Here is a 20,252-nt window from a genome sequence, read left to right on the forward strand (position 1 = left end):
AATCCTTGATGCGTTTGCGTGCGGCTTGCTCCAGTGCGGTCCCCTGATCGAGGGTATTCATGTCAATTCCTCCGTATAGGGGCAAATTAGGTGCGGTACAGTTCTCATCGGCGGCGCAATTGCCGCGGCTGGTTTTATAAGCGGTTCGTTGCTGTATTGCTGAGCATGGGTATCCGACCATGCGGAGGCGCCTACGCTCCAGGTAATAACGTCGCAGATCAGAGCATCGCTCAGGCCCATGCCGCGCCCAAGATCAAACGCCTCGTCAAGGATCAGGCGATTGACGTGGGTGAGTTCGCCGACCAGCGACCTGAGCAAACGAATCTGGATGTCACTGAGTGGGACGTCGCCGAGCGGAAACACGTGCTCACGCTTCGGTTTGATCCGTCCGACGGGATCGATAAGGAATTCCTGGTCCGGCGGATGCGCGGAGTCGGCACCGTATTTGGATGGCGCGCGGTAGCCCGGCACTTTTAGTCGAACGCCGAAGACCACCTCCGCCAGTTCGACGACACGCAGATGGCTGTCGTATCGGTCGAACTTCCGTCCCGCCTCGCAATAGCGCCTTTCGACCGCGCGCCCGATCGGCAATCCCACGCCGAGTTCGTCCGCCAGCTGGACGGTCAAGCCCATGTCCTTCACCGTGATCTCCAAAGTGCAAGAGCGATCGTAGCTGCCATCCAGGAGAAATGGGACGAACTGCTCGACTGCAACCGAGTTTGCGGGCGACGCGACAAACTTACGCCACGCCTGCTGCGCTGGAACGCCCTCGCGCACACTTCGGCAGAGCGCATGGCCGCTTGCAACAGCCGCAGCGTAAAAGAGTAGATTCGTCAGTAATTTGACTGATTGGCCCTGACCGATGTCTCCGACATGGAAGGAGATGGATCCCATGATTTGCAACACCTTCCCGCAACGCTCATAGGCCTCCGGTGGCCCGCCGACGAAGAAGCTGACATTGGCGAAATCGACTCCCATGTGGGACAGGTTGCTCACGGGCGCTTCCAGCGAATGCACGCCAATTGCTGCCGCCCGGCGGGCGATCTCGATCGTATTGTGGTAGTCGGTAGTGGACGTATCGATCCATACGCTCCCCGGTGCCATTCCGGCCAAAGCGCCTTGCTCGCCAGTCATGTTGTCAAAGACGTCGTGTGGCAGCGGCAGGCAGGTAATGACGATCTCGCAATCGTGCGCCGCGTCGCGTGGTGCGTCATGCCACCGTGCTCCCTTTTCGACCACGTCTTTCGCAGCCGCGGGATCGATGTCGTAGACGTCCACCTGATAGCCCGCATGCAGGAGCTTTGCGATCATTGGTCGCCCCATGCTGCCCGTACCAATGAATCCTACGCGTTCAACGTTGCGGAAATGAGCGGCGCTTACAGCCTCTGCGGCACACACTTGGGTTCCTTTCATAAGTACAGTCGCTATTTTATTGGTTTGCGCGCCAAAAGAGGACCTTATCAAGGCAATAAAACACCGGGCTTACGGTAGAAGCAAGGGAATATTTGTGAAAACTGTTTACATTTTTATTTCAACCTTACTTCACTTTGTTGGCGGCAAGTTCGCAATTGGCAATCGTATAAGAGTGCGGGTAGGGCAACGGATCGCTCGCATCTTGCGCACCGAGCCATGACGTGAGTCTGGTGGGCGTCCAAGCGCCGGTTTGGCCCTTAAAGGTCGCCGAGCGTGATGAAATTCACGCTGAGTCGGCGCCCCGATGTGGTTCGACAGCGCTGGGTACATCGCCGCTTCTCAAATGTGTGGAACTTCTGCAAGCTGGGGCGGGCGTCCTTCAACCTCCTTAATGATGCCCCGTCCAAGCGGTGAAACGTCGTGACGCGGGACTCCAGCGCGCTTTCCTCGATGTAGCTGTCCTGCGATCCCGGTCTTGAGTTCATCTGCTGCGCTCTTATTGAAGGCCAGAAGCAGGATCTCATCGGGCCGGTAGAGCTGCCTTTCCAGGACATTGGCCACCTTGCAGACCCTGGTCGCGGATTTGCCCGACCCGGCCGAGGCGACGAGCAGATTGTTGTCCTCCAGGCGGATACATGCATCGCGTTGCTGATCGAAAAAGGAGTCGAAAAATGGCTGGAATTTGCGCACCTCCGCGGCAACGAACGCTTCATTGTAGGCGTGACGAACCCCCGGGTCTCAGCATGGCGAACGAAGCCGGCAGGGACGCCTTGAGCCCGGCCGGCGATGCCGGCGACGGTCCATTTGGCGACCGGATCGTAGGCGGTGAAGTGCTTGACGGCCTTGCCGGGGCGAGATTGACGAAGACGGTGTCGATCGGACGATCTGGCCGGGCCATTTCGACTTGAGGCCCTTGGGCAGGCGTCTGGCGTAGCGCTTGCCGACAAGGCGGAAGCGTCGGCCACCGGGCTTGCGGCGCAAGGTCGGGACCGGCATGACTAGACCGCGCCGCATCAGGCTGGTGAAGATGCGGCCGATGGTGGAGATTGAGACCGCAACGGCCTCCGCGGCGGATCAGCCAGGCCAGCTTTCGCTTGCCCCACATCGGTTTGTCGCCGCGCAACTCCTCGACGGCTTGCACCAGCGCCGGGCTCCATTGCGGCCGGCGAACCCGGCGCGGCGGCGATCTGGGTTCGGGCTGTTTGGCCCAGCGGTAGAGGGAGGCGCGCGAGGCACCAACGGCTTTGGCCGCGTCACCGGCCGACAGGCCGGCGGCGCGTGCGCTTTGCCAGCGCCTGACGGCGTCCATACGGATCGCGGCTTCATTCGATAGGGATTTCGCCGCGATCCGTGACGCCAGAGCACCGGCTCTGATAACATGACGCGGCAGGCCAAAAACCTGCATCGGGGGTTCTCCTGAAGTTTGATCTTCGCAACTTCAGCTTCGGAGACCCCCGAACTTTTCTCAAGCCATCCGTCTCACATCTGTCTGGACCTGCACACCCAGCATACGCCAGTCAGTGAGCTGCTTCGATTGTGTCTCAGAACATCGTCATGCTGCGGTCCTACATGTCATATTGGTTGTGAGTTGATAGACACCGCTTGGAGGTGAGCAAGTGGTTCGAGAGTGTTCACAACCCCTTGCGAGCCTTAGTGTGTTATGCGTGGTAGGCTGGCTGAACGAGATCACCGCCGAGCAGGTGGGCGCCGGGACCACTTCGAGGTTACATCGCCGTTCCGTCGACGCTCGGGTGGAACGGCCTCCCGGCCAACGGCCGCCGGCCCCGAGGCAGGGCTCATCGAGATGATACGACCGCCTTGGAACAAGATGGGGTAGAGCAGATGAAGCGTTGGCAGCGTGTCTCCATCGACGCGAGCGGGGAGGATGGGATCACGATCATTCGCATCACGCGCGGCCGCAAGGGCGACGCCATGGCTACGTTGGAATCGTTGAAGTGGTTTGAGCTGGACAGTCACAAATACACCGGTTACGCCCCGGCTCAGGAAACGGGGCGGCGTCCAGCGGTGGAGGTGCTCGATGACTTAAAAAGGTGCGGGCAGTCGTTGCGCTTGAGAGCGACGACATTTGGGATCCGGCACGGGGTGACCTGCTGCCAATCGGCAGTTAACAGGGTCCGACAAAAGTGTGCACAACATGCTGCTGAAGTGGCCTCCGGAAGCGCTGCCGGAAGTTACGCGTCTTGACCTTGATATGGTCGATATGGTCATACTGCATCGACGATGTCGCGCCCCTTCGGCATGCCGCGCGGATCAATGCCCGATCCGCCGTGATGAGACTCGTCCCTCGGCTGTGCGGCAACGGAAACGGCGTCTTGCGGTTTCCCACGCTGGCCAGCCCAGCCGACAGATCGGTCAGCTCGTGGGCGACGAGGTGCACCACCTCCTCTTCCGTCGGATGCGTCCACGGACGCCGAGCATGGCCGAAGCAAGAAGCACGCGCCGGAATTTCTCGAGAGATCTTGGCCCAGACGACGACGTTTGCCGCACCCGTCTCATCCTCCAGAGGAACATGAAGCCTTTGGCCGAGCCCGGCCGCTGCCGGACCAGCACCAGGCCGGCGGCCTCGAGCCAGCTTCTGCCTCGCGCCTGCATAGCATCCTGACAGGTCACGGTGCGGCGCCGGTTAGGCGGCACGCCGATTTTGGCAACGCTAGCCTGTGAACTGGAGAATGAAGGTCGGACTTGCGGCACATCGATTACGTTCAAATGATAAGTGCTGCCCGGCGAGGTCGTTTCAGCGCATCTCGACTGATGGGTCGGCAAGACAATGCGGAACGGAAATTATCGCAGGCGTAAAGGACGGCTTTCGGGGCCGGAAGCTTCGGGCCTGGAACCGGACCCCAGTTTGGCGCAAGCATCGTGGCCTCCGCCCGGTCAGGCATTCACCGGCTCGCGAAATGCCAATTGATTCTGCTTAACCGGGCATGCCTAAACGGCCACTTGCGTTCCGATCTCGACCACACGTCCGGTCGGGATCTGGAAATACTCCGTCGCGTCGGCGGCCGTGCGCGCCAAGCCGATGAACAGCTTGTCCTGCCACACCGGCATGCCGGAGTTGGGTGACGCCTTGAGCGAGCGACGCGACAGGAAGAAGGACGTCGTCATGATGTCGAACTTCCAACCCTGCTTGCGGCAGATCGCCAGCGCACGCGGGATGTTAGGCTGTTCCATGTAGCCGAAGGTCAGTGTCACCCGCATGAACAGCTCATTGATCGTTTCCATCTTGATCCGCTCGCTGTCGGGCACCACGGGCTGCTGCGCCGTCACCACAGAAAGGATGACGTTCTGTTCGTGCAGCGCCTTGTAGTGCTTCAGGCTGTGCATCAACGCGGTCGGCGCACTGGCGGGATCGCTGGTCAGGAACACGGCCGTACCGGACACCAGCTGCGGTTTCTTCTTCAACAGATTGCCCGCAAGGAAATCGAGCGGAATCTCGTTTCTGCGCGTCTTGTCAAATAGATACCTGCTGCCTCTTATCCAAGTCCACATGGTCATCACGATCACTGCGGCAATGGCAAGCGAGGCCCAGCCGCCTTCGAATACCTTGACGATGTTAGCTGCAAAGAAGCCGGTATCGATGAAGACGAACACCGCCATTAAGGCTATCGCGACGCCGAGCGGCCATTTCCAGATGCGCGTCATCACAACAAAAAGCAGTATGTTCGTCACCAGCATATTGCCGGTCACCGAAATACCGTAGGCCGAGGCCAGCCGGCTGGATTCGCCGAAGCCGACCACCAGCAGCATCACCACCAGCGCCAGCATCAGGTTGATGCGCGGCAGATAGATCTGGCCCGACTGTTTTTCCGACGTGTGCTGGATGACGAAACGCGGCAGCATGTTGAGCTGTACCGCTTGCCTGGTCAGCGAAAAGGCGCCGGAGATCACCGCCTGGCAGGCGATCACGGTCGCCGCCGTGGCAAGCACGACCATCGGAATAAGCGTCCAGCCCTGGTTCATCTCGAAGAACGGATGACCGACAACGCCGCCATTTGCCAGCACGAAGGCGCCTTGCCCGACATAATTGAGCAACAGACAAGGGAACACGATCGCCAGCCAGGCGAGCACGATCGGCTTGCGGCCGAAATGGCCGAGGTCGGCGTAGAGCGCCTCGGCTCCGGTGACGGCGAGGAAGACTGCACCAACCGTAACGAAGGCGACGTCAGGCGAGTTGACCAGGAACGACACGATGTAATGCGGGCTGATTGCCAGCAGGATTTCCGGGTCGTCCATGATGTGGTTGAGCCCGGAAAGGCCGATGGCCAGGAACCACAGCGCGGTAACGGGTCCGAACACCAATCCTACGCCGCCGGTGCCAAACCGCTGTACCGCAAACACGATCGCCAGGATGGCCAGTGTCAGCGGCACCACATAGGGTTGGAACGTCGGCGTGACGACATTCATCCCTTCGACCGCCGACAGTACCGAGATTGCCGGCGTAATGACGGCGTCGCCAAAAAAAAGCGCCGCGCCGACGATGCCGATGCCGATGCCGAGGATCACCGCAGAGCGGGTCGGGAAACTGTTGCGCGCCAGCGCCATAAGCGACAGCACCCCGCCCTCGCCTCGATTGTCGGCGCGGAGCACGAACATGATGTATTTGATCGTCACGGTGATCGTCAGGGACCAGATGATCAGCGAGAGTACGCCGAGGATGTCGCCACGGCTGGCGACGTTGCCACCCGCTGATGCATGCAACGCCTCGCGAAATGCATAGATCGGGCTGGTGCCTATATCGCCATAAACGACACCTAGTGCGCCCAACATCAGCGCCTTGGTGCTGTGCTGCTCGACCTCAGAATGGCTCGATTGTTCGACAGGTTCTGCCTCGTTACCAGCATTGGTAAGGGCCATGGACGACACTCCGATAAGCGCGCGGTGCTCTACGCTTGCTGCACTGCAATATCAAGTTCCGTCACGTAATGTCTGCCGTCTCGCCTGTCGTTGCTCGCCTTGGTAGACTCGCCAGCCCCCAGCCCTACCCAGCAGCAATAGCGCCCCGGCAGAACCCTCAATCGCCCAGATCAATGAATGGTTATCGCCCACAGTGCCCCCCCGCGATGCGGCCGATGGCGACCAGGGTGTCGTGGGCGCACAAGGATGGCGCTTTCCTGATGACGCCGTGCTCCAGGTGTGATCGCACCATTGCTGCGCAAGCCATTTACTTGCTCGTCCCAGCGAGGACCGTGGCCAACTGGAACGCAGGGCCACGCCGCTCACCGGCCGCACTTTGCGGCGCAGATAACGATTCGATCTCCGCGGCGAGATTCTGGTTGAAGAAGCCACCAAGCTTGTCGAAGGACACACGGTCGTAATATCGACATGCCAGTATCCGCAACCCAGAAAAGCTCCTTCGGCTCCGCTGCGCGCGCCACGAACAACCCGATCTTCTCTGCGAAGAGGACGCCGTAATCCTTCAGGTTGAAGCCAAACCGGGGGGCGGCCGTGACGTATGGGCGAAGGGCTAGGAGGCGGGTTCGGTGAGGAACGGCATTGATGTCCACGCCGTCTCCTGGAAAGACAGAGGAATGCGGTGTCACCGACTGGCGCCGGAGGTTGATCCGGTGATTAGGAGGAGCACTCGTTGTCGGATTCTCGACGATGTCGGACATGTGACACAACGCTTCCAGAGCGATCGCGTTGTTCCGAAACGATTTTCCCAGTTGGCACGACGGTTGCGGTCCCTATGCGCAAAAGCACTGCGATGCCGCACCGACTGGAAGAACTCATCAATGATCACGCTTTTCGAACATGTGGGCGCCGCTACCAGCACTGAGCGTTCCCGATCAAACGGAAGCCTCTATCCCTTCTTTCTGAAGGCTGTCCGGACATGAACGCATTTGATGTCCGTCCAACGCTGGATGCTCCCGACGACGATCCCTATGTCTGGCTTGAAGATGTAGAGGGCGAGCGGGCACTTGCCTGGGCCGCCGGCCAATCGGCAAAGACCCTGAAGCACTTCAGTGGAGCGCAATTCGAGCGCGACCGCGCGACTCTGACAGCCATTTTCGACAATCGCGACAATCTTCCCCTGATCGCGCGCCGTAGTCAGTACCTCTACAATTACTGGCGAGATGACGGTAATCCACGCGGACTGTGGCGCCGGACCACCCTTGCCGCCTACATGAAGGCGGATCCCCAATGGGAGCTACTGCTCGATCTGGATGCTCTCGCGGCTAGCGACGGAGAGGACTGGATCTGGGACGGCGCGTCCATCGAGCCGGAGAGACGGGAAAGAGCCGTTCTGCGCCTGTCGCGCGGCGGCAGCGACGCGGTCGTGCATCGCGAATTCGACCTGATCTCTCTGAGCTTTGTCGCCGACGGCTTCAACCTCCCCGAGGCCAAAGGCTACGTTAATTGGCTGGACCCTGACACGCTTCTGCTTTCCAGTGCGCTTGGTAATGGCATGGCCACCCGCTCCGGCTATGCGCGCACCGTTCGACTGTGGAAGCGTGACGCGGATCCCCTCACCACGCCGGCAATCTTCGAGGCCGGGTTCGAAAGCTTCCAAGTGTCTGGTCATTCGGACCGCACCGGCCGCAGCGAGCGCCTTTGGTTCATCGAGCAGCCGGCCTTCTTCGAGAAGATCAGCTGGATCGGCGATAGGAGCGGGCCGAGGAGGCAGATCGATCTTCCTCGCGACGCGTCGTGGCGGGTCTTCGGCGACTGGCTGGCGGTAAGGCCGCGCAAGCCCTGGACGGTGGGAGGCACCACCCATCCCGCCGACGCGCTGATCGTCATCTCGCTTTCCTCTTTCCTCGCTGGCGGACGCCGTTTTGAGACCCTGTTTCAACCAGGGGAAAGGCGCTCCATGCAGTCATTCTTCTGGAATGACGGGAAGCTCATTATCTCTTACCTCGTCAATCTCGCACCGCGTTTCGAGATGTTCACTCCCGGCCACCAGGAATGGACGCGCCGAGTCCTGAACACCCTGCCCGCCGAAGGTACTGTCGACGTCTGGTCATTCGATGCGGCAGTTCACGAGACCAATGGAGAGGTCCTGATCTGTGCTCAGGATCCGATCACGCCGCCGCAGCTCTTGCTGTTCGATCTGAATGCCGCGCCGTCTCTCAGCGCTTCAGCAATCCTGAAGCGCAGCCCGGAGAATTTCGATGCATCCGGACTGGTGGTCACGCGCCACGAGGCAGTCTCTATCGATCATGAGCTGATCCCCTATACGCAGGTTGGTCCGGCGAACGGGAACGGAGATGCTCCGATTCACCTTTCCGCTTATGGCGGGTTCGGCGTATCACTCCTGCCCTACTACAACTCCCCGCTGGGCAAGCTGTGGCTCGAGCGCGGCGGCACGTGTGTCGAGGCGAACATCCGCGGCGGCGGCGAGTTCGGCACCCGCTGGCACGAAGCCGGGCGCAGGGAGGGCAAGCGTCTCGCCCATGACGATTTCGCCGCCGTTGCCGCCGACCTCGTGCGAAGGGGCATCACCCTGCCGAGGCGGATTGCCGCCGAGGGTGGCTCAAATGGCGGCCTGCTGATCGCAAACATGCTGACCCGCTATCCTGAGCATTTCGGGGCTCTGTTCTGCACAGCACCGCTTATCGACATGCGTCGCTACACCAAGCTCTTGGCGGGCGCGAGCTGGATCGACGAATATGGCGATCCGGACAAGGTTCACGATTGGGCTTTCCTGAAGGAAATCTCCGCCTATCACGCCGCAGCGCCGGGACAGCCCTATCCGCCTATCCTGATCGCCACCACGAAACGCGACGACCGCGTCCATCCGGGCCATGCGCGCAAGATGGCCGCAAAACTGCAGGCTCTTGGCTATCCCGCTTACTTCTACGAGGCCAGCGCAGGCGGGCACGGCTGCGGCGAGGACAATCGGGAGCAAGCCGCATTCATCAGTCTAGGCACCAATTTTCTCCGCAGCGCAATCGGCTTCAACGATCACCTTCCGGAGACGGCGGAACGCGTTGCAACGCAAGTGGGGCATTTGAGGTCCATCAACAATTCATTCGAGCAGGAGACGAAATAGTGCAGTGCATCCTTTCTGAACATCAAGGAGTGAATCTCATGGCGAGAACGCGAATGGGCGTAGCGCGGGCAACAGCAGCGGCGGTGGCCCTGATCATGGTGGGACAGCAGGCCGTCGCCGCGGAGCCTGCGCAAGCAGAGACCGTCCTGGCGGAGACGGGAGCCTCGGTCACCGAAGCGCCAATCCCTTGGCAGGTCCGCCTGCGGGCGTTGGGCGTCGTTACGAAAGATCTGGGCTACGTTGATACGCTTCCCGGCTCCGGTCTTTCGTATTCGGACACGGTGACGCCGGAACTCGATATCTCGTATTTCTTCACCGACAACATCGCCGCCGAACTCATACTCGGTACCACCTATGCCAACATCGCGGGCCAAGGGACGATCGGAGGGTTGGGCAACATCGGCAAAGTTTGGCTGCTGCCGCCGACGCTCACGTTGCAGTACCATTTTACCGATCTCGGCGCGTTCAAACCTTATGTCGGCGCCGGCGTGAACTACACGATCTTCTACAACCAGGACACTGGCAGCGCTGATGCTCTCAAGGTGAAGAACACGTTCGGCACGGCGCTGCAGGTCGGATTCGACTATATGGTGGACCAGCACTGGGGCCTCAACTTCGACGTGAAGAAGCTTTTCCTGAAGCCGGACTTCGACGTCACGGTGGCCGGCGCGAAGCTGACGGGGAAGGCGGAGCTCGATCCCTGGCTGATAGGCGCAGGTGTCACCTACCGCTTTTGAATATCAGAGTGAAGTCTGCTTCCCGACTGCCGGTTTAAATGAAGGGCGCCTCGCGCGCCCTTTTTTACGGTCGACACTGCAGGGCGAGACCTCATGAAGCCGATTGTCGAGGGCGGGGCTCTCTTCCGGCGGACCAAGAAGGTGCACTGGCCAGCAGGCCTCGCGCCTGAGATGGAGTGCTTAGAAGCGCTTTGGATCGGGACGGGCTTTGGTATTGTGGGTGGAATGCTTCAGCCAGACTATTTGCCAGCATCGTCTCCCGGACGTTATGTCTGAGCTTCGTGTCAGCGCAAGGCGAACACGCGGCTCCTAGATGCCGACACGATGGCTGGTTCAGCCATGCTGCGACAGTTGCCTGTTTTTTCGGTTCCTTTGCTGTTCGCGCGCTAACCGCAACGCTCCATACTAGTCTCGCGTGCCTGTCCCCGTGGGGCGGGCGACAGAAAGCGATTAGGCCCGCTGAAAGAGGCAGACCGCATCCGAAGGACCGTAACCAAGAGAAGGACCTGAAGCGAGAGCGAAGGTTGCGGCAGGCCGCGGCGGGCCTAAAAGGGAATGCCGACCACCCCACGTCCCAGGAAAAGCTGACAAAAACGCAGCGGCCGACTGTCCAATAGGGTGCGCCCGCGCGAGGGCGAGCTAAATGGCAGGGGCTGCCGGGGGACCTAAGAAAAGCGTGGGCTCACAAGCGCCCGGCGCGCACCATCAGGCCGCCAGCTACTTGGAGGGCGGGTGCATCAGGCCTGTTTGTCGGGCCGAACCAGATCCATGTGGCTGACGCCGAGGGCCAATGCCAGTTCATAGATCGTGATAATTGTCGGATTTCTTCGGCCTTTCTCCAAGCCGCTGATGTACTGCTGACTGAACCCGGAAATCTCCGCAAGCTGCTCCTGCGTCAGGCGCTTCCTTTGCCTGATCCTCTGCACATTCCGTCCGACCAACTTGCGCATATCCATGCACGCAAGCCAGCGGATCAGGCGCCTTGAGTTTATCAACTATAATATGTAATCCACATTTAGCAGGCACAGGGCTTCGCGGGTCCATTGTCCGGAGATCGAATTAGCGATGTTACAGCCCAAATCGAACACGCCGTTCGCCGACGAGGTCCCCTGGTCGGACCGCATTACAGCCTACGACAAGGACCACTTTACAACCTATATGAGGCTTCTGGACGCCTCGGCCGACAACGCCACTGAAGAGGAAATGGCCCATCTGATCCTCGGCATTGATCCGGCACGCGAACCTGAGCGCGCACGGAACGTTCTTCGCAGTCATCTCGACCGCGCAAACTGGGTGGTGACGAGCGGCTACAAGGATTTGTTCGCCAGTTGACGAAATGGGCGGTGCGGTCGCTTGGCTTCAAGCAACGAAGTCGCGTAACCACCCTGCATCGACGCATCACCACAGCGCGAATGCGCTCGAAGATGATCGCGAGGACTTCCAGTCGGCGCGGATAGCCCAGTGCTTCGGCACCCGCAAGCCAAGCGTCGAAGCGCCTGCAGGACGAAGCGGAGGCGACGGCAGCGCGCTTTGAGCGAAACAGGATTTTTTGCAGTCGCCCTTACGCCGCAACTGTTGACACTTTCAAGAGAGTCCGGAGGCGGCTTTCAACCGCCGATCGGGCCAGATCGCGTCCATAATGAGTCGGACGGGCAGCAAAACGCTAGCGGCACGAGCTGGAATGCGGGCTCGCACCGCAGGGGTATATGCTCGCGGCGCCCCCCCAGAAATGCCGTTGCGCAGCATGCCAGCCTCGCCACGTCGAACAGCGATCTCGCCGGACGGGTGTGACGATAACCGCCGCAATCCTTGTGGTCCCGGGCAACTTGCCTTCCCCGCGCGTGGATTCGCAGGCAGACAAGCGTGATGACGCAGGCGGTCGGCATAATTATGCGCAGCATGCCGAAGCGTGGCTCAACGGGCAGCTTGCGGCATCAAGGGTGACCTTGCGGGACACTAGTTAAGTGTAGCCCGGCCGCGGGGTCCCCGGACTGGTCGTGACCACGACCGATAGCATTGCGCCACCTATGGGCGCGCCCGCTTGGGCAGCGGTTTGGGACCATTCCCGCGCAACTGGCCTCAACAAGACGGAGACAGGAACGATTCCGGCGTTTCGCTGGCCGCAGAGCGGGATTTGAGGACATGGCGCCCGCCCTCGCCTGCTCTTCGCTGGCGGTACGCTTCTGTCTCATCGTTTTGTCCTCCGCTCGCCAATCGCTGCTCCCAGGAAGCGGTGCGGCGGCGAGTCATGACAGGAACGGACCCGCCGTCTGAGCCGCACCGCATCCGAAGGACCGGAACGAGGAGAATGACCCGAAGCTCACAGCTAGCTAGGGTTGCGGGACGCCGCGGCGGGCCTAGAAGGATGCGGCGCCACCTGCTGGAAGGCGCAACAGAGAGAATTGCGAGAGTCTTACGACGCGCGCTAGGAGGCGCAGCGGAAATGGTCGAGACGCCCTGAGCCAAGAAAAGCGGGGAGCGACCCACTGGCACCCGGCACGCGTGATGGGCGCGGGCGCCCCCTACGTCCGCAGGCTCAACAGAATCTCACACGGATCAGCGTCGAGGGCCGCAGTTACGTCGAGAAACTCAATGATATCGAGACGCCGCTCTCCACCCTCATATTTCGCCACGAAGGATTGCGGACGACCAAGCTTCTCAGCCACCTGCGCCTGCGTCAGTCCTTTGACCTTGCGCAGTGAGATCAACTGGGTCAGAAACCGCTGGTGGCGGGAAGATCGAAGAGATTTGGGCATTAAGGTGAACCGGTCAGGTGAAGACCGGCTCAGCGACTAATCCCCGTTTCGGATTATCCCATTTTGGGATATTCTGCCTTGGATCCAGCGATCAAGATGCGAGGTTCGCGGCAGACATGAATCGAACAACGGGAACAGATTGGACTGAAAGCTCAACACTGCTCGACGAGGTCCCTTGGTCAGACAGCCTCACGAGCTATGACAGGCAGCATTTCAAAATCTATCTGAGGATCCTCGACGCCTGCGCCGACAATGCTACCGTAGAGGAGATGGCCGATCTCATTCTCGGTATTGACCCGGCACTTGAACCGGGGCGCGCCCGCAAAGCTATTCACAGCCATATCGACCGGGCGAACTGGATGATTACGACCGGCTACAAGGAACTGTTCCGGGCTGACGAAAAGGGCAAGGCGTTCGCTTCTTGAGCAACGAACTGGCTACCGCCATTCATCGGCACATGGCCACGGCGCAGCGAACGCGGTCGCACAGATGATCGGGAGGACCTTTCCAGTAGGCGCCGACCCGCGGTTGGCCGACGCAATTTTCCGGTGGGAATCACCCGCAGGCGAACCGTTGAGCGCCCGCAGGACGAAGCCGAGGCGGCGAGAGCGCTCTTCCAGCGAAACAGGGTTTGGCAGTTGCCTGTGCGTCCTTAGCGATCTCGCTGGATGATGCGACGACAACCCCGCAGTTCCTCGTAGCCTCGCTCCCCGCAGTAGTATGGTTGGGTATGGACAGAGTGCCGAACAGATTCGGGCCGCTGAATATCCGAATTGCAATCAACGGCGAGGCGCTATTCGACTTGGGCTGGGCACGCAACGTGCAGACCCCGAGTTTCGCTGCTCGATCGCCGCAGCAGTCTGATTTGACCAAATGAACTGGCAAGGCAACTGGCAGCTAACGCGGCAGCAAGGGCACCATGCGCGCCTTTAATCATCGTGAACCCCCGGTTACAACGAATTTAAAGACTCTTCACGACCGAAATCACTGACAAGTGGTACGTTCCTCAGCAAGTCTTCGGCGGCCCCGAAAGTGTTAGGTCATACAAAGAAGTTGAAAGCTGATCATCCTGCAAGGCCGCACAGCCGCCTGTTTGGATACCAAGAGATTGAAAAAATGTTTTCCCTGCCATGGCAGCAACACCCAATCCAAAAAACTACAAGCGCGGGCCAATTGCTTTCAGCTCGCCGGATCATCGTGAAGATTGGCTCTGCACTGCTTGTCGATCCACAAACGAGAAAGCTGCGCGGCGCTTGGCTTGAGTCGCTAATAGCCGATGTCGCCCGATTTTTCTCACGCGGGCAGCAGGTGATTCTCGTCACATCCGGTGCTGTCGCGCTTGGATCTTGTCAATTCGATGGGTTAGACAGACCACTCAGAATTGAGGAGAAGCAAACGGCGGCGGCAATTGGTCAGGTTCGACTTATGCTTGCTTACGAACAGAGATTAAAGCGCCATGGTTTTGCGTCGGGGCAAATGTTATTGACCAGCCAAGACATAGAGAACCAGAATCGCCGGCACAATGCATGGTCGACCCTTCAACAACTTCTCAAAATCGGGGCCGTACCCATCATCAACGAGAACGACACGACCGCAACGGCCGAGATCTGCTTTGGCGACAATGACCGGCTGGCGGCACGGGTCGCGCAGATGGTAAATGCCGACCTTTTAATTTTGCTTTCTAACGTAGATGGCCTATTCACGGAAGACCCGCACGACAATCCGTTGGCTCGTCTCGTGACAGAAGTGCGGTGCATTACCCCCGAGATAGAGGCCATGGCGGGTCATTCTCTCACCCGCTATAGTTCGGGTGGCATGGTAACAAAGTTAATGGCAGCAAAGATAGCCATGGGCGCGGGATGCGGCATGGTCATTGCGAGAGGAACCGAACCTTACCCGCTCGCCGCCATCGAGAACGGTTCGCCATCGACGTCGTTTGTTCCGATCGCCAAAGATAAAGCTATTCGCGGGGACCTTTGATGAACTCTGGCCGCCTGAATAACTCCAGCGACCGTCAATTCGCGGACGGGCTTGCAATGCTATCTGGCGCAATGTTGCGCAAGGAATGAGCCTGCCATCGGAGGCTAGTGCACCTACTGAAGCGGCCTGTGCAAAGCATAGAGGAACCAAGGTCGAAGCAGTTTACTAATCTAGAGAATTGAAGATCGTGAGGAGGCTAACAGCGCTACGGCCTGGTTTTTGGTGCGCACGCCGAGCTTATTCCTGGCATTATCCAGATGAAAAGCGACCGTTCGCGCCGTGATGCCCAAGATGCAGGCCGTATCCAAGGCGGACGTGCCGCGCGCCGCCCACCGCAGGCAATCATATTCACGTGGTGTCAACAAAATGCCGTCCACCGTTCGATTGACAGAGAGTTTGCGGCGAATATGAATGTGAAAGCACATTGCCATGAGTTGGAGCGCCTGCTCATACCGCTCGGCGACGCGCAGTAAAGCGGACGGCTCACGCGCTGCAAAGGTCATCGCAGCAACACGGCCTCTGCGATCGACAATCGGGATCGTCAATCCAGAGCAGATGCCGAACTCTGCCGCTTCAGCGAACAGCCTTTGCTGAACCTTCGATTTCTCAAAGCCACGAAGGTCGCATTCCCATTGGAATGGACGTTCGGCAAGTCGCGCACGCATGATGACGGGATCGACTCTCTGATACTGGTTTCGCAGATAGTGCGCTGTCCAGGGACGCGGATAATTTGAGATCAACTTGGGCTCGCCGGAAGGTTGTGAGGGCAGGGATAGATAGGCAAACGTGAGTAGATCAAATTTTGAGGCCGCGCTGGCCAAGGCATCCCGAAAATCTGTTTCGTCGACGCTCTCCGAGAGCCTTTCCAGAAATGTCTCGAATACAAGCGGCATATCCTTTGTCATTGTCCTGACTCAATTTCTCCACCTGTCTGTTGCGCGCCACGCCGACTGGAGGCCCGGTAAAGCGACCCGCTTAACCGCTGCCCGCATCTCTGCATGGGCCGCCTGACAGTCTTGCAGAATGGCGCAACGTCTGGATCTTCGCTCCGATGATCCCAATGGCAACTACGCTGGACCTTGGGACGGCTATCTCCGCGACGCTTGAGCATCTCTCCAAACGCAATTGTGCAATGAGAGAGCCCTCTCGGAGTGAAACGACACAGCGCCCCTGCATCAGTGGTGAGAAGTCATCCTGCGCCATCATGGTCAGCGGCATCTAAAGGAATCATCAGTCCAGAGGTTGCTGCGTCAACGTCGCTCCGCACGAAGAAGAGAATGACAGGCGCTCATCTTCGCCGCTCTGGGCACTGTGATCTGGAACGTAGTTGCGCCGCTTCTGTGTGTTGCTGGGCAGATCGACTTCAAAGATCATACGGATGCCGCCGTTCCGTAAAGTTCAAATTGCCAGTCTATCATCTTAAGCCGGGACCAACCCAGGCCGGTACTCTCGCTCGACACTGCTGCGGCGACATTCCATTGAAGATTCTGAAGCACTTTGCGAAGTGCGAAGCAGACATGAACCCGCAGGCCATGGCAACGTCAATGATGGGCATCCGTGTGCCTTCGATCAGGCGCTTTGCATGCTCTGTTCGAATCCGGAGATAGTGACGCACCGGCGGAAGTCCAATATGGGAAGCGAACAAGCGTTCCAGCTGGCGCCGTGACACTCCGGCTTTTTGCGCGACCTCGTCCATTGCGAGCGGGAACTCCACGTTTTCTTCCATGATCCGCATTGCCATCAGGAGCTTGTCGCTCACGCCGACAAAGGCCAGGCCCGCTGGGCCGGTCTGGCGGTTTGAACCTGAGCGCTGACCTTCAACTGTCGCGTGGCGGCAGACCTCCTGGGCAATATACCCGCCGGCATGGCTGCCGATCAGATCCACGGCCAGGTCGAAGGCTGCCAGTTCTCCTGCGCAGGTTGAATACTGGCCGTCCTTGACAAACAAGGAATCGCTTACACGAGCCTGGTTGAACACTTCGGCGAACGCAGCGAGGCGCGACCAGTGAATCGTACAGCGTGTGCCTGCCAGAAGGCCCATTCGAGCAAGCAGCCATGTCGCTGTCCCAACGGCAGATATCGGCACCCCGCGACGCGCCATCGTTCGCAGGAATCCATTGAGCTCAGGTGTCAGTTGCCGTTCGACCGGCTCGCCCGTCATAATAGCGAGCTGGTTCGGTCTGCGATCTTCGGCGCCTAATACCAGCTCGTCTATTGCGAAATCGACAGCAACCGAAAGGCCGTTGGCGCCCTCAATAGGCCGGGCGTCAAGGCCGGCGATTCGCCACCGGAACAGGGGCAGCCGCGACACCGTATTGGCGATTCGGAACGGTTCGAGGTAAGCGTGAAGCGCCAAGTGCGAGAACCCGGGCAGCACCAGAACCACTAGATCAAACGGTCGGCCGGCCGCCGAAATCGCCGGCGCGGCCCACGACTTTATGACACTGATATTGGCAGGCGCGTTCATCAGGATCCGTATGTGACCAATGCTTTGCCGAACATGCCGGCTTCCGGTTTGACGCCGAGGCCTGGCAGTTGCGGCACGGCGATGTGACCCTTTTCGATAACAACCGGGTTCTTCGCGTCGAAATGTCCGTCGATATATTCCTGCGCGATCCAGGCACCCTCCATGCGGCACGGCTCTACGGTCGCGGCGAGATGGACGCAGGCCGCCGCAATGATGTCGCCACCCCAGGCGTCGTCGCAGCTATGCGGCAAGGAGCGGATGGCACAAAGGTCGCGAACGGCCGTCATCTTTGTGAGGCCTCCAAGGCGAGTGATCTTGAAGCCAAAGCCGTCAGCGATGCCCTGGGAGATCGCCTTGAGTACGGCATTCTGATCCTCTGTGTTCTCGTCCAGATATATAGGGTGCGTTACCCTGCCCTTCAGTGTGGCGACCTCATCCATAGTGTTGCAAGGTTGTTCGAAAACAAACGGGATTGCCTCACATAGCCGATCAAGATGGATTGCAGAAGCGACAGTGAGGCCTCTGTTGCCATCCACAGCGATGCGCGCTTTGTAACCGACTGCCTCCCAAACTTTGCGAATTGTGGCCACGTCCTCTTCGAGAGAGCGCCCCGAGATCTTGACCTGAAGGCGCAAGTAGCCCGCCTTCAGCTTATCGGCGGCAATTCGAGCGGTTTCATCCGGTGCGCCGACGATCAGCGAATAGTAGGCTGGAACGCGGTCGGTCAGCGCGCCGCCCAAGAGAGTCGAGACCGGAACGCCTAGCTGCTGGCCGAGGAGGTCCAGGAGCGCCATGTCGAACGCTGCCTTGGCATAGCCATGCCCGTTGAGGCGTTCGTCCATGCGTTTTGTTAGAAGCCTGATCGAGGCTATCTCAGAACCGACGAGCCCCGGGGCGATTTCGGCTATCGCTGCGCGGGCGCCCAATGCATGATGCGGTTGATATAGCGGCCCAACTGGACAGGTTTCGCCCCAGCCCGTGAGTCCGTGATCGGTCACTATCTCGAGAAGCGTGCTGTCCAGCGACTCCACCTCGTCGCTCGCCATACGGTAGACGCCGCCCTTAACCGGTAGCCGAGTGGTATAAAGGTTGATGTGATCGATGCGCATGACGTGGGTCAGAAGTCTTCATTCAGGGCATCGACGGCGGGGATTTCCCGTGAGCGACGATCGATATACGCGCGCAATTCCTCGTCCTTCGCGACATCGAGCTTAGGTTCTTCATATTCGTCCAGAAGACGGCGTGCATGATCGAGCGCGCGTTGCTTGATGTCCTTGGAGCCATCGGCGTACCACTGCTCGATCGAGTTATTGTCAAACAGTTTCGGGATAAAGAAGGCCTTCTCGAAGTTCGCCTGTGTATGCGGATGTCCAAAGTAATGGCCGCCGGGCCCGACATCGCGGACCGCAGCCAAGGCTTCGTCAAAGTCGTCCCACTGGATGCCTTGGGTCATGCGATAGCCCATAGAGCAGACTTCGGCGTCGACGACGAACTTCGCGATCGAGCAGTGCATACCGGCTTCATTCCAGCCAGCCGAATGCCAAATGTAGTTTGCGCCTGACATCAGCACGGCCATCATCGTCATCGCACTCTCATAGCCGGCTTGCGCATCGAAGACCTTGGCGCCGCCGAGCAGGTTTGAGGTACGCCAAGGGACATTGTAGCGGCGAGCCATCTGACCGATCATGAAGTTCATGAGCGATATCTCCGGCGTCCCCGCCATCGGCGCTCCCGATTGCATCGACACGGTCGACAGATAGTGCCCATAAATCGCGGGGCAGCCCTTCCGGACCACCTGCGTATACGCGAGTGCAGAAAGCGCCTCCGCATTGAGCTGAGCCACCGCCGCCGCGGTGGAGGCCGGCGTATTAGCGCCGCCGAGAACGAATGGCGAGCACAGAACGGGCTGATTGCGCCGGCAGAAAGCACGCATGCCGCCCAGCATAACCTGGTCCCACACGAGCGGCGAATTGCCATTGCAGTTTCCGGTGGTCACTGCATGCTTGTCGAGGAAGCCTTCGCCGAACAGGATCTCGCACATATCAAGCACATCCTCCGCATTTTTGGGCGAAGTAGTCATGCCCATAAATATCTTGTCGGAATGCCTCATTGACGAATAGGTGATGTGCAGGTGCCGATGCGCGACAACAATGTCCATTGGCTCCACGATGTGGTGCGCCGATGAATGCAACGCCGGCATCATGTGCGCTAGCTTGTGAAAGGTCCCAAGGTCCGCGATCGTCGGGCCACGCCGGACGTCATCTAGATCGCGCATGTAAGGCGCGCCGGTCATAGGCACAAAGATAGATTTGTTGCCGCCGAGCGCGACATTCTTCGCCGGATCCCTAGCGAAATATTCGACTTTGGGGGGGATGGTCTTGATAAGTTCCATGACCAAGCCGCGGTCGAGGTGAACGCGGTCATCCGCCCGCACGTCCGCTCCGGCTCTCTTCCAGTCCTCGATTGCGATCGGATCGCGAAACACTACGCCTACTTCTTCAAGGATCGCGAGAGAAGCCTCGTGAACGCGCTCAACCTGCTCGGCATTCATCGGCTCTACGACCGGCAGGCCGCGCTTCAGCGTCGGCAACATGTCGACCTTCGGCGCCATGCGGATCGTCCGCCGCGCTTCCCGCCCTCCTCTACGAGAAAGTTGTAGCTGAGCAGTCATGCCGGCCTCCAGATTAACGGTACGGCCCGTGTGAGCCGGCCTCAACTATTGCTGGAGCCCGAAGCTTTGACCTACTGCAAAAGTCTCACGCGTCTGTTGACTAACGCGCGGCCGTGGTCGGGCCGTCCGATCAGATAGCTCGCATCGACAAGAAAGACCGGTTCCCGCCGAAGGCAGGTCACGGGTGCACACTCGACGAGTGCGTCGAGGAAAA

Annotated in this window: 15 protein-coding genes and 1 pseudogene; 6 read left to right on the plus strand and 10 right to left on the minus strand. The window is 59.5% G+C overall.

Annotated elements, in window-relative coordinates:
- Nucleotides 1-57: 57 nt before the first annotated feature.
- Both EN885_RS30390 and EN885_RS34440 read right to left on the minus strand, forming a co-directional pair.
- The gene (locus EN885_RS30390) at nt 58-1,413 is read right to left on the minus strand and encodes an NAD(P)-dependent oxidoreductase (protein WP_128335246.1); all 1,356 of its coding nucleotides are present in this window, start codon (nt 1,411-1,413) and stop codon (nt 58-60) included.
- Between the two features lie 339 nt (nt 1,414-1,752).
- Nucleotides 1,753-2,103 carry a UvrD-helicase domain-containing protein gene (locus tag EN885_RS34440; RefSeq protein WP_245465695.1) on the minus strand — a complete coding sequence of 117 codons (351 nt, stop codon included), beginning with the start codon at nt 2,101-2,103 and terminating at the stop codon, nt 1,753-1,755.
- 53 nt (nt 2,104-2,156) lie between these two features.
- Between EN885_RS34440 and EN885_RS34445 the strand changes: the two genes are divergently transcribed.
- The gene (locus tag EN885_RS34445) at nt 2,157-2,321 is read left to right on the plus strand and encodes a hypothetical protein (RefSeq protein ID WP_245462025.1); all 165 of its coding nucleotides are present in this window, start codon (nt 2,157-2,159) and stop codon (nt 2,319-2,321) included.
- A 1,217-nt stretch (nt 2,322-3,538) separates the two neighbouring features.
- Here EN885_RS34445 and EN885_RS34450 read toward each other — a convergent pair.
- Both EN885_RS34450 and EN885_RS30405 read right to left on the minus strand, forming a co-directional pair.
- Nucleotides 3,539-4,059: pseudogene (locus EN885_RS34450) on the minus strand (OB-fold nucleic acid binding domain-containing protein); the annotation flags it as partial.
- 303 nt (nt 4,060-4,362) lie between these two features.
- Nucleotides 4,363-6,288, minus strand: coding sequence for a potassium transporter Kup (locus EN885_RS30405; protein WP_128243853.1), 1,926 nt, complete (start codon nt 6,286-6,288; stop codon nt 4,363-4,365).
- 976 nt (nt 6,289-7,264) lie between these two features.
- Here EN885_RS30405 and EN885_RS30410 point away from each other — a divergent pair.
- On the plus strand, nt 7,265-9,427 hold the full coding sequence (locus EN885_RS30410; protein ID WP_128335247.1) for a prolyl oligopeptidase family serine peptidase: 2,163 nt from the start codon (nt 7,265-7,267) through the stop codon (nt 9,425-9,427).
- 38 nt (nt 9,428-9,465) lie between these two features.
- Nucleotides 9,466-10,164, plus strand: coding sequence for an OmpW family protein (locus EN885_RS30415; RefSeq protein ID WP_024505687.1), 699 nt, complete (start codon nt 9,466-9,468; stop codon nt 10,162-10,164).
- Nucleotides 10,165-10,901: 737 nt separating this feature from the next.
- Here the strand turns inward: EN885_RS30415 and EN885_RS30420 are convergent.
- A complete protein-coding gene (locus EN885_RS30420; RefSeq protein WP_029354714.1) occupies nt 10,902-11,120 on the minus strand; it encodes a helix-turn-helix transcriptional regulator in 219 nt (72 codons plus the stop codon).
- A gap of 109 nt (nt 11,121-11,229) precedes the next feature.
- Here EN885_RS30420 and EN885_RS30425 point away from each other — a divergent pair, with 109 nt between their 5' ends.
- Nucleotides 11,230-11,496 (plus strand): DUF2285 domain-containing protein, encoded by a 267-nt coding sequence (locus EN885_RS30425; protein WP_128243856.1) that lies wholly within the window; start codon nt 11,230-11,232, stop codon nt 11,494-11,496.
- A gap of 1,190 nt (nt 11,497-12,686) precedes the next feature.
- Here EN885_RS30425 and EN885_RS30430 read toward each other — a convergent pair.
- A complete protein-coding gene (locus EN885_RS30430; protein WP_126063902.1) occupies nt 12,687-12,920 on the minus strand; it encodes a helix-turn-helix transcriptional regulator in 234 nt (77 codons plus the stop codon).
- Between the two features lie 116 nt (nt 12,921-13,036).
- Between EN885_RS30430 and EN885_RS30435 the strand changes: the two genes are divergently transcribed.
- Both EN885_RS30435 and proB read left to right on the plus strand, forming a co-directional pair.
- The gene (locus tag EN885_RS30435; RefSeq protein ID WP_126063901.1) at nt 13,037-13,345 is read left to right on the plus strand and encodes a DUF2285 domain-containing protein; all 309 of its coding nucleotides are present in this window, start codon (nt 13,037-13,039) and stop codon (nt 13,343-13,345) included.
- A gap of 607 nt (nt 13,346-13,952) precedes the next feature.
- Nucleotides 13,953-14,900, plus strand: coding sequence for a glutamate 5-kinase (gene proB / locus EN885_RS30440; RefSeq protein WP_245493173.1), 948 nt, complete (start codon nt 13,953-13,955; stop codon nt 14,898-14,900).
- Nucleotides 14,901-15,070: 170 nt separating this feature from the next.
- Here the strand turns inward: proB and EN885_RS30445 are convergent, their stop codons facing one another.
- The 4 genes from EN885_RS30445 to EN885_RS30460 form a co-directional block, all read right to left on the minus strand.
- The gene (locus tag EN885_RS30445; protein ID WP_128243857.1) at nt 15,071-15,805 is read right to left on the minus strand and encodes a LuxR family transcriptional regulator; all 735 of its coding nucleotides are present in this window, start codon (nt 15,803-15,805) and stop codon (nt 15,071-15,073) included.
- 509 nt (nt 15,806-16,314) lie between these two features.
- Nucleotides 16,315-17,367, minus strand: a complete 1,053-nt coding sequence (locus tag EN885_RS30450) for a GlxA family transcriptional regulator (protein ID WP_126063899.1) — start codon at nt 17,365-17,367, stop codon at nt 16,315-16,317.
- The gene (locus EN885_RS30455) at nt 17,367-18,476 is read right to left on the minus strand and encodes a mandelate racemase/muconate lactonizing enzyme family protein (RefSeq protein WP_128243858.1); all 1,110 of its coding nucleotides are present in this window, start codon (nt 18,474-18,476) and stop codon (nt 17,367-17,369) included. The genes EN885_RS30450 and EN885_RS30455 overlap by 1 nt, the downstream gene beginning before the upstream one ends.
- Before the next feature lie 8 nt (nt 18,477-18,484).
- Nucleotides 18,485-20,038 (minus strand): trimethylamine methyltransferase family protein, encoded by a 1,554-nt coding sequence (locus EN885_RS30460; RefSeq protein ID WP_128243859.1) that lies wholly within the window; start codon nt 20,036-20,038, stop codon nt 18,485-18,487.
- Nucleotides 20,039-20,252: the final 214 nt, after the last annotated feature.

Origin of the sequence: Mesorhizobium sp. M6A.T.Cr.TU.014.01.1.1 (assembly GCF_004022765.1) — a bacterium.
Taxonomy (GTDB): domain Bacteria; phylum Pseudomonadota; class Alphaproteobacteria; order Rhizobiales; family Rhizobiaceae; genus Mesorhizobium; species Mesorhizobium mediterraneum.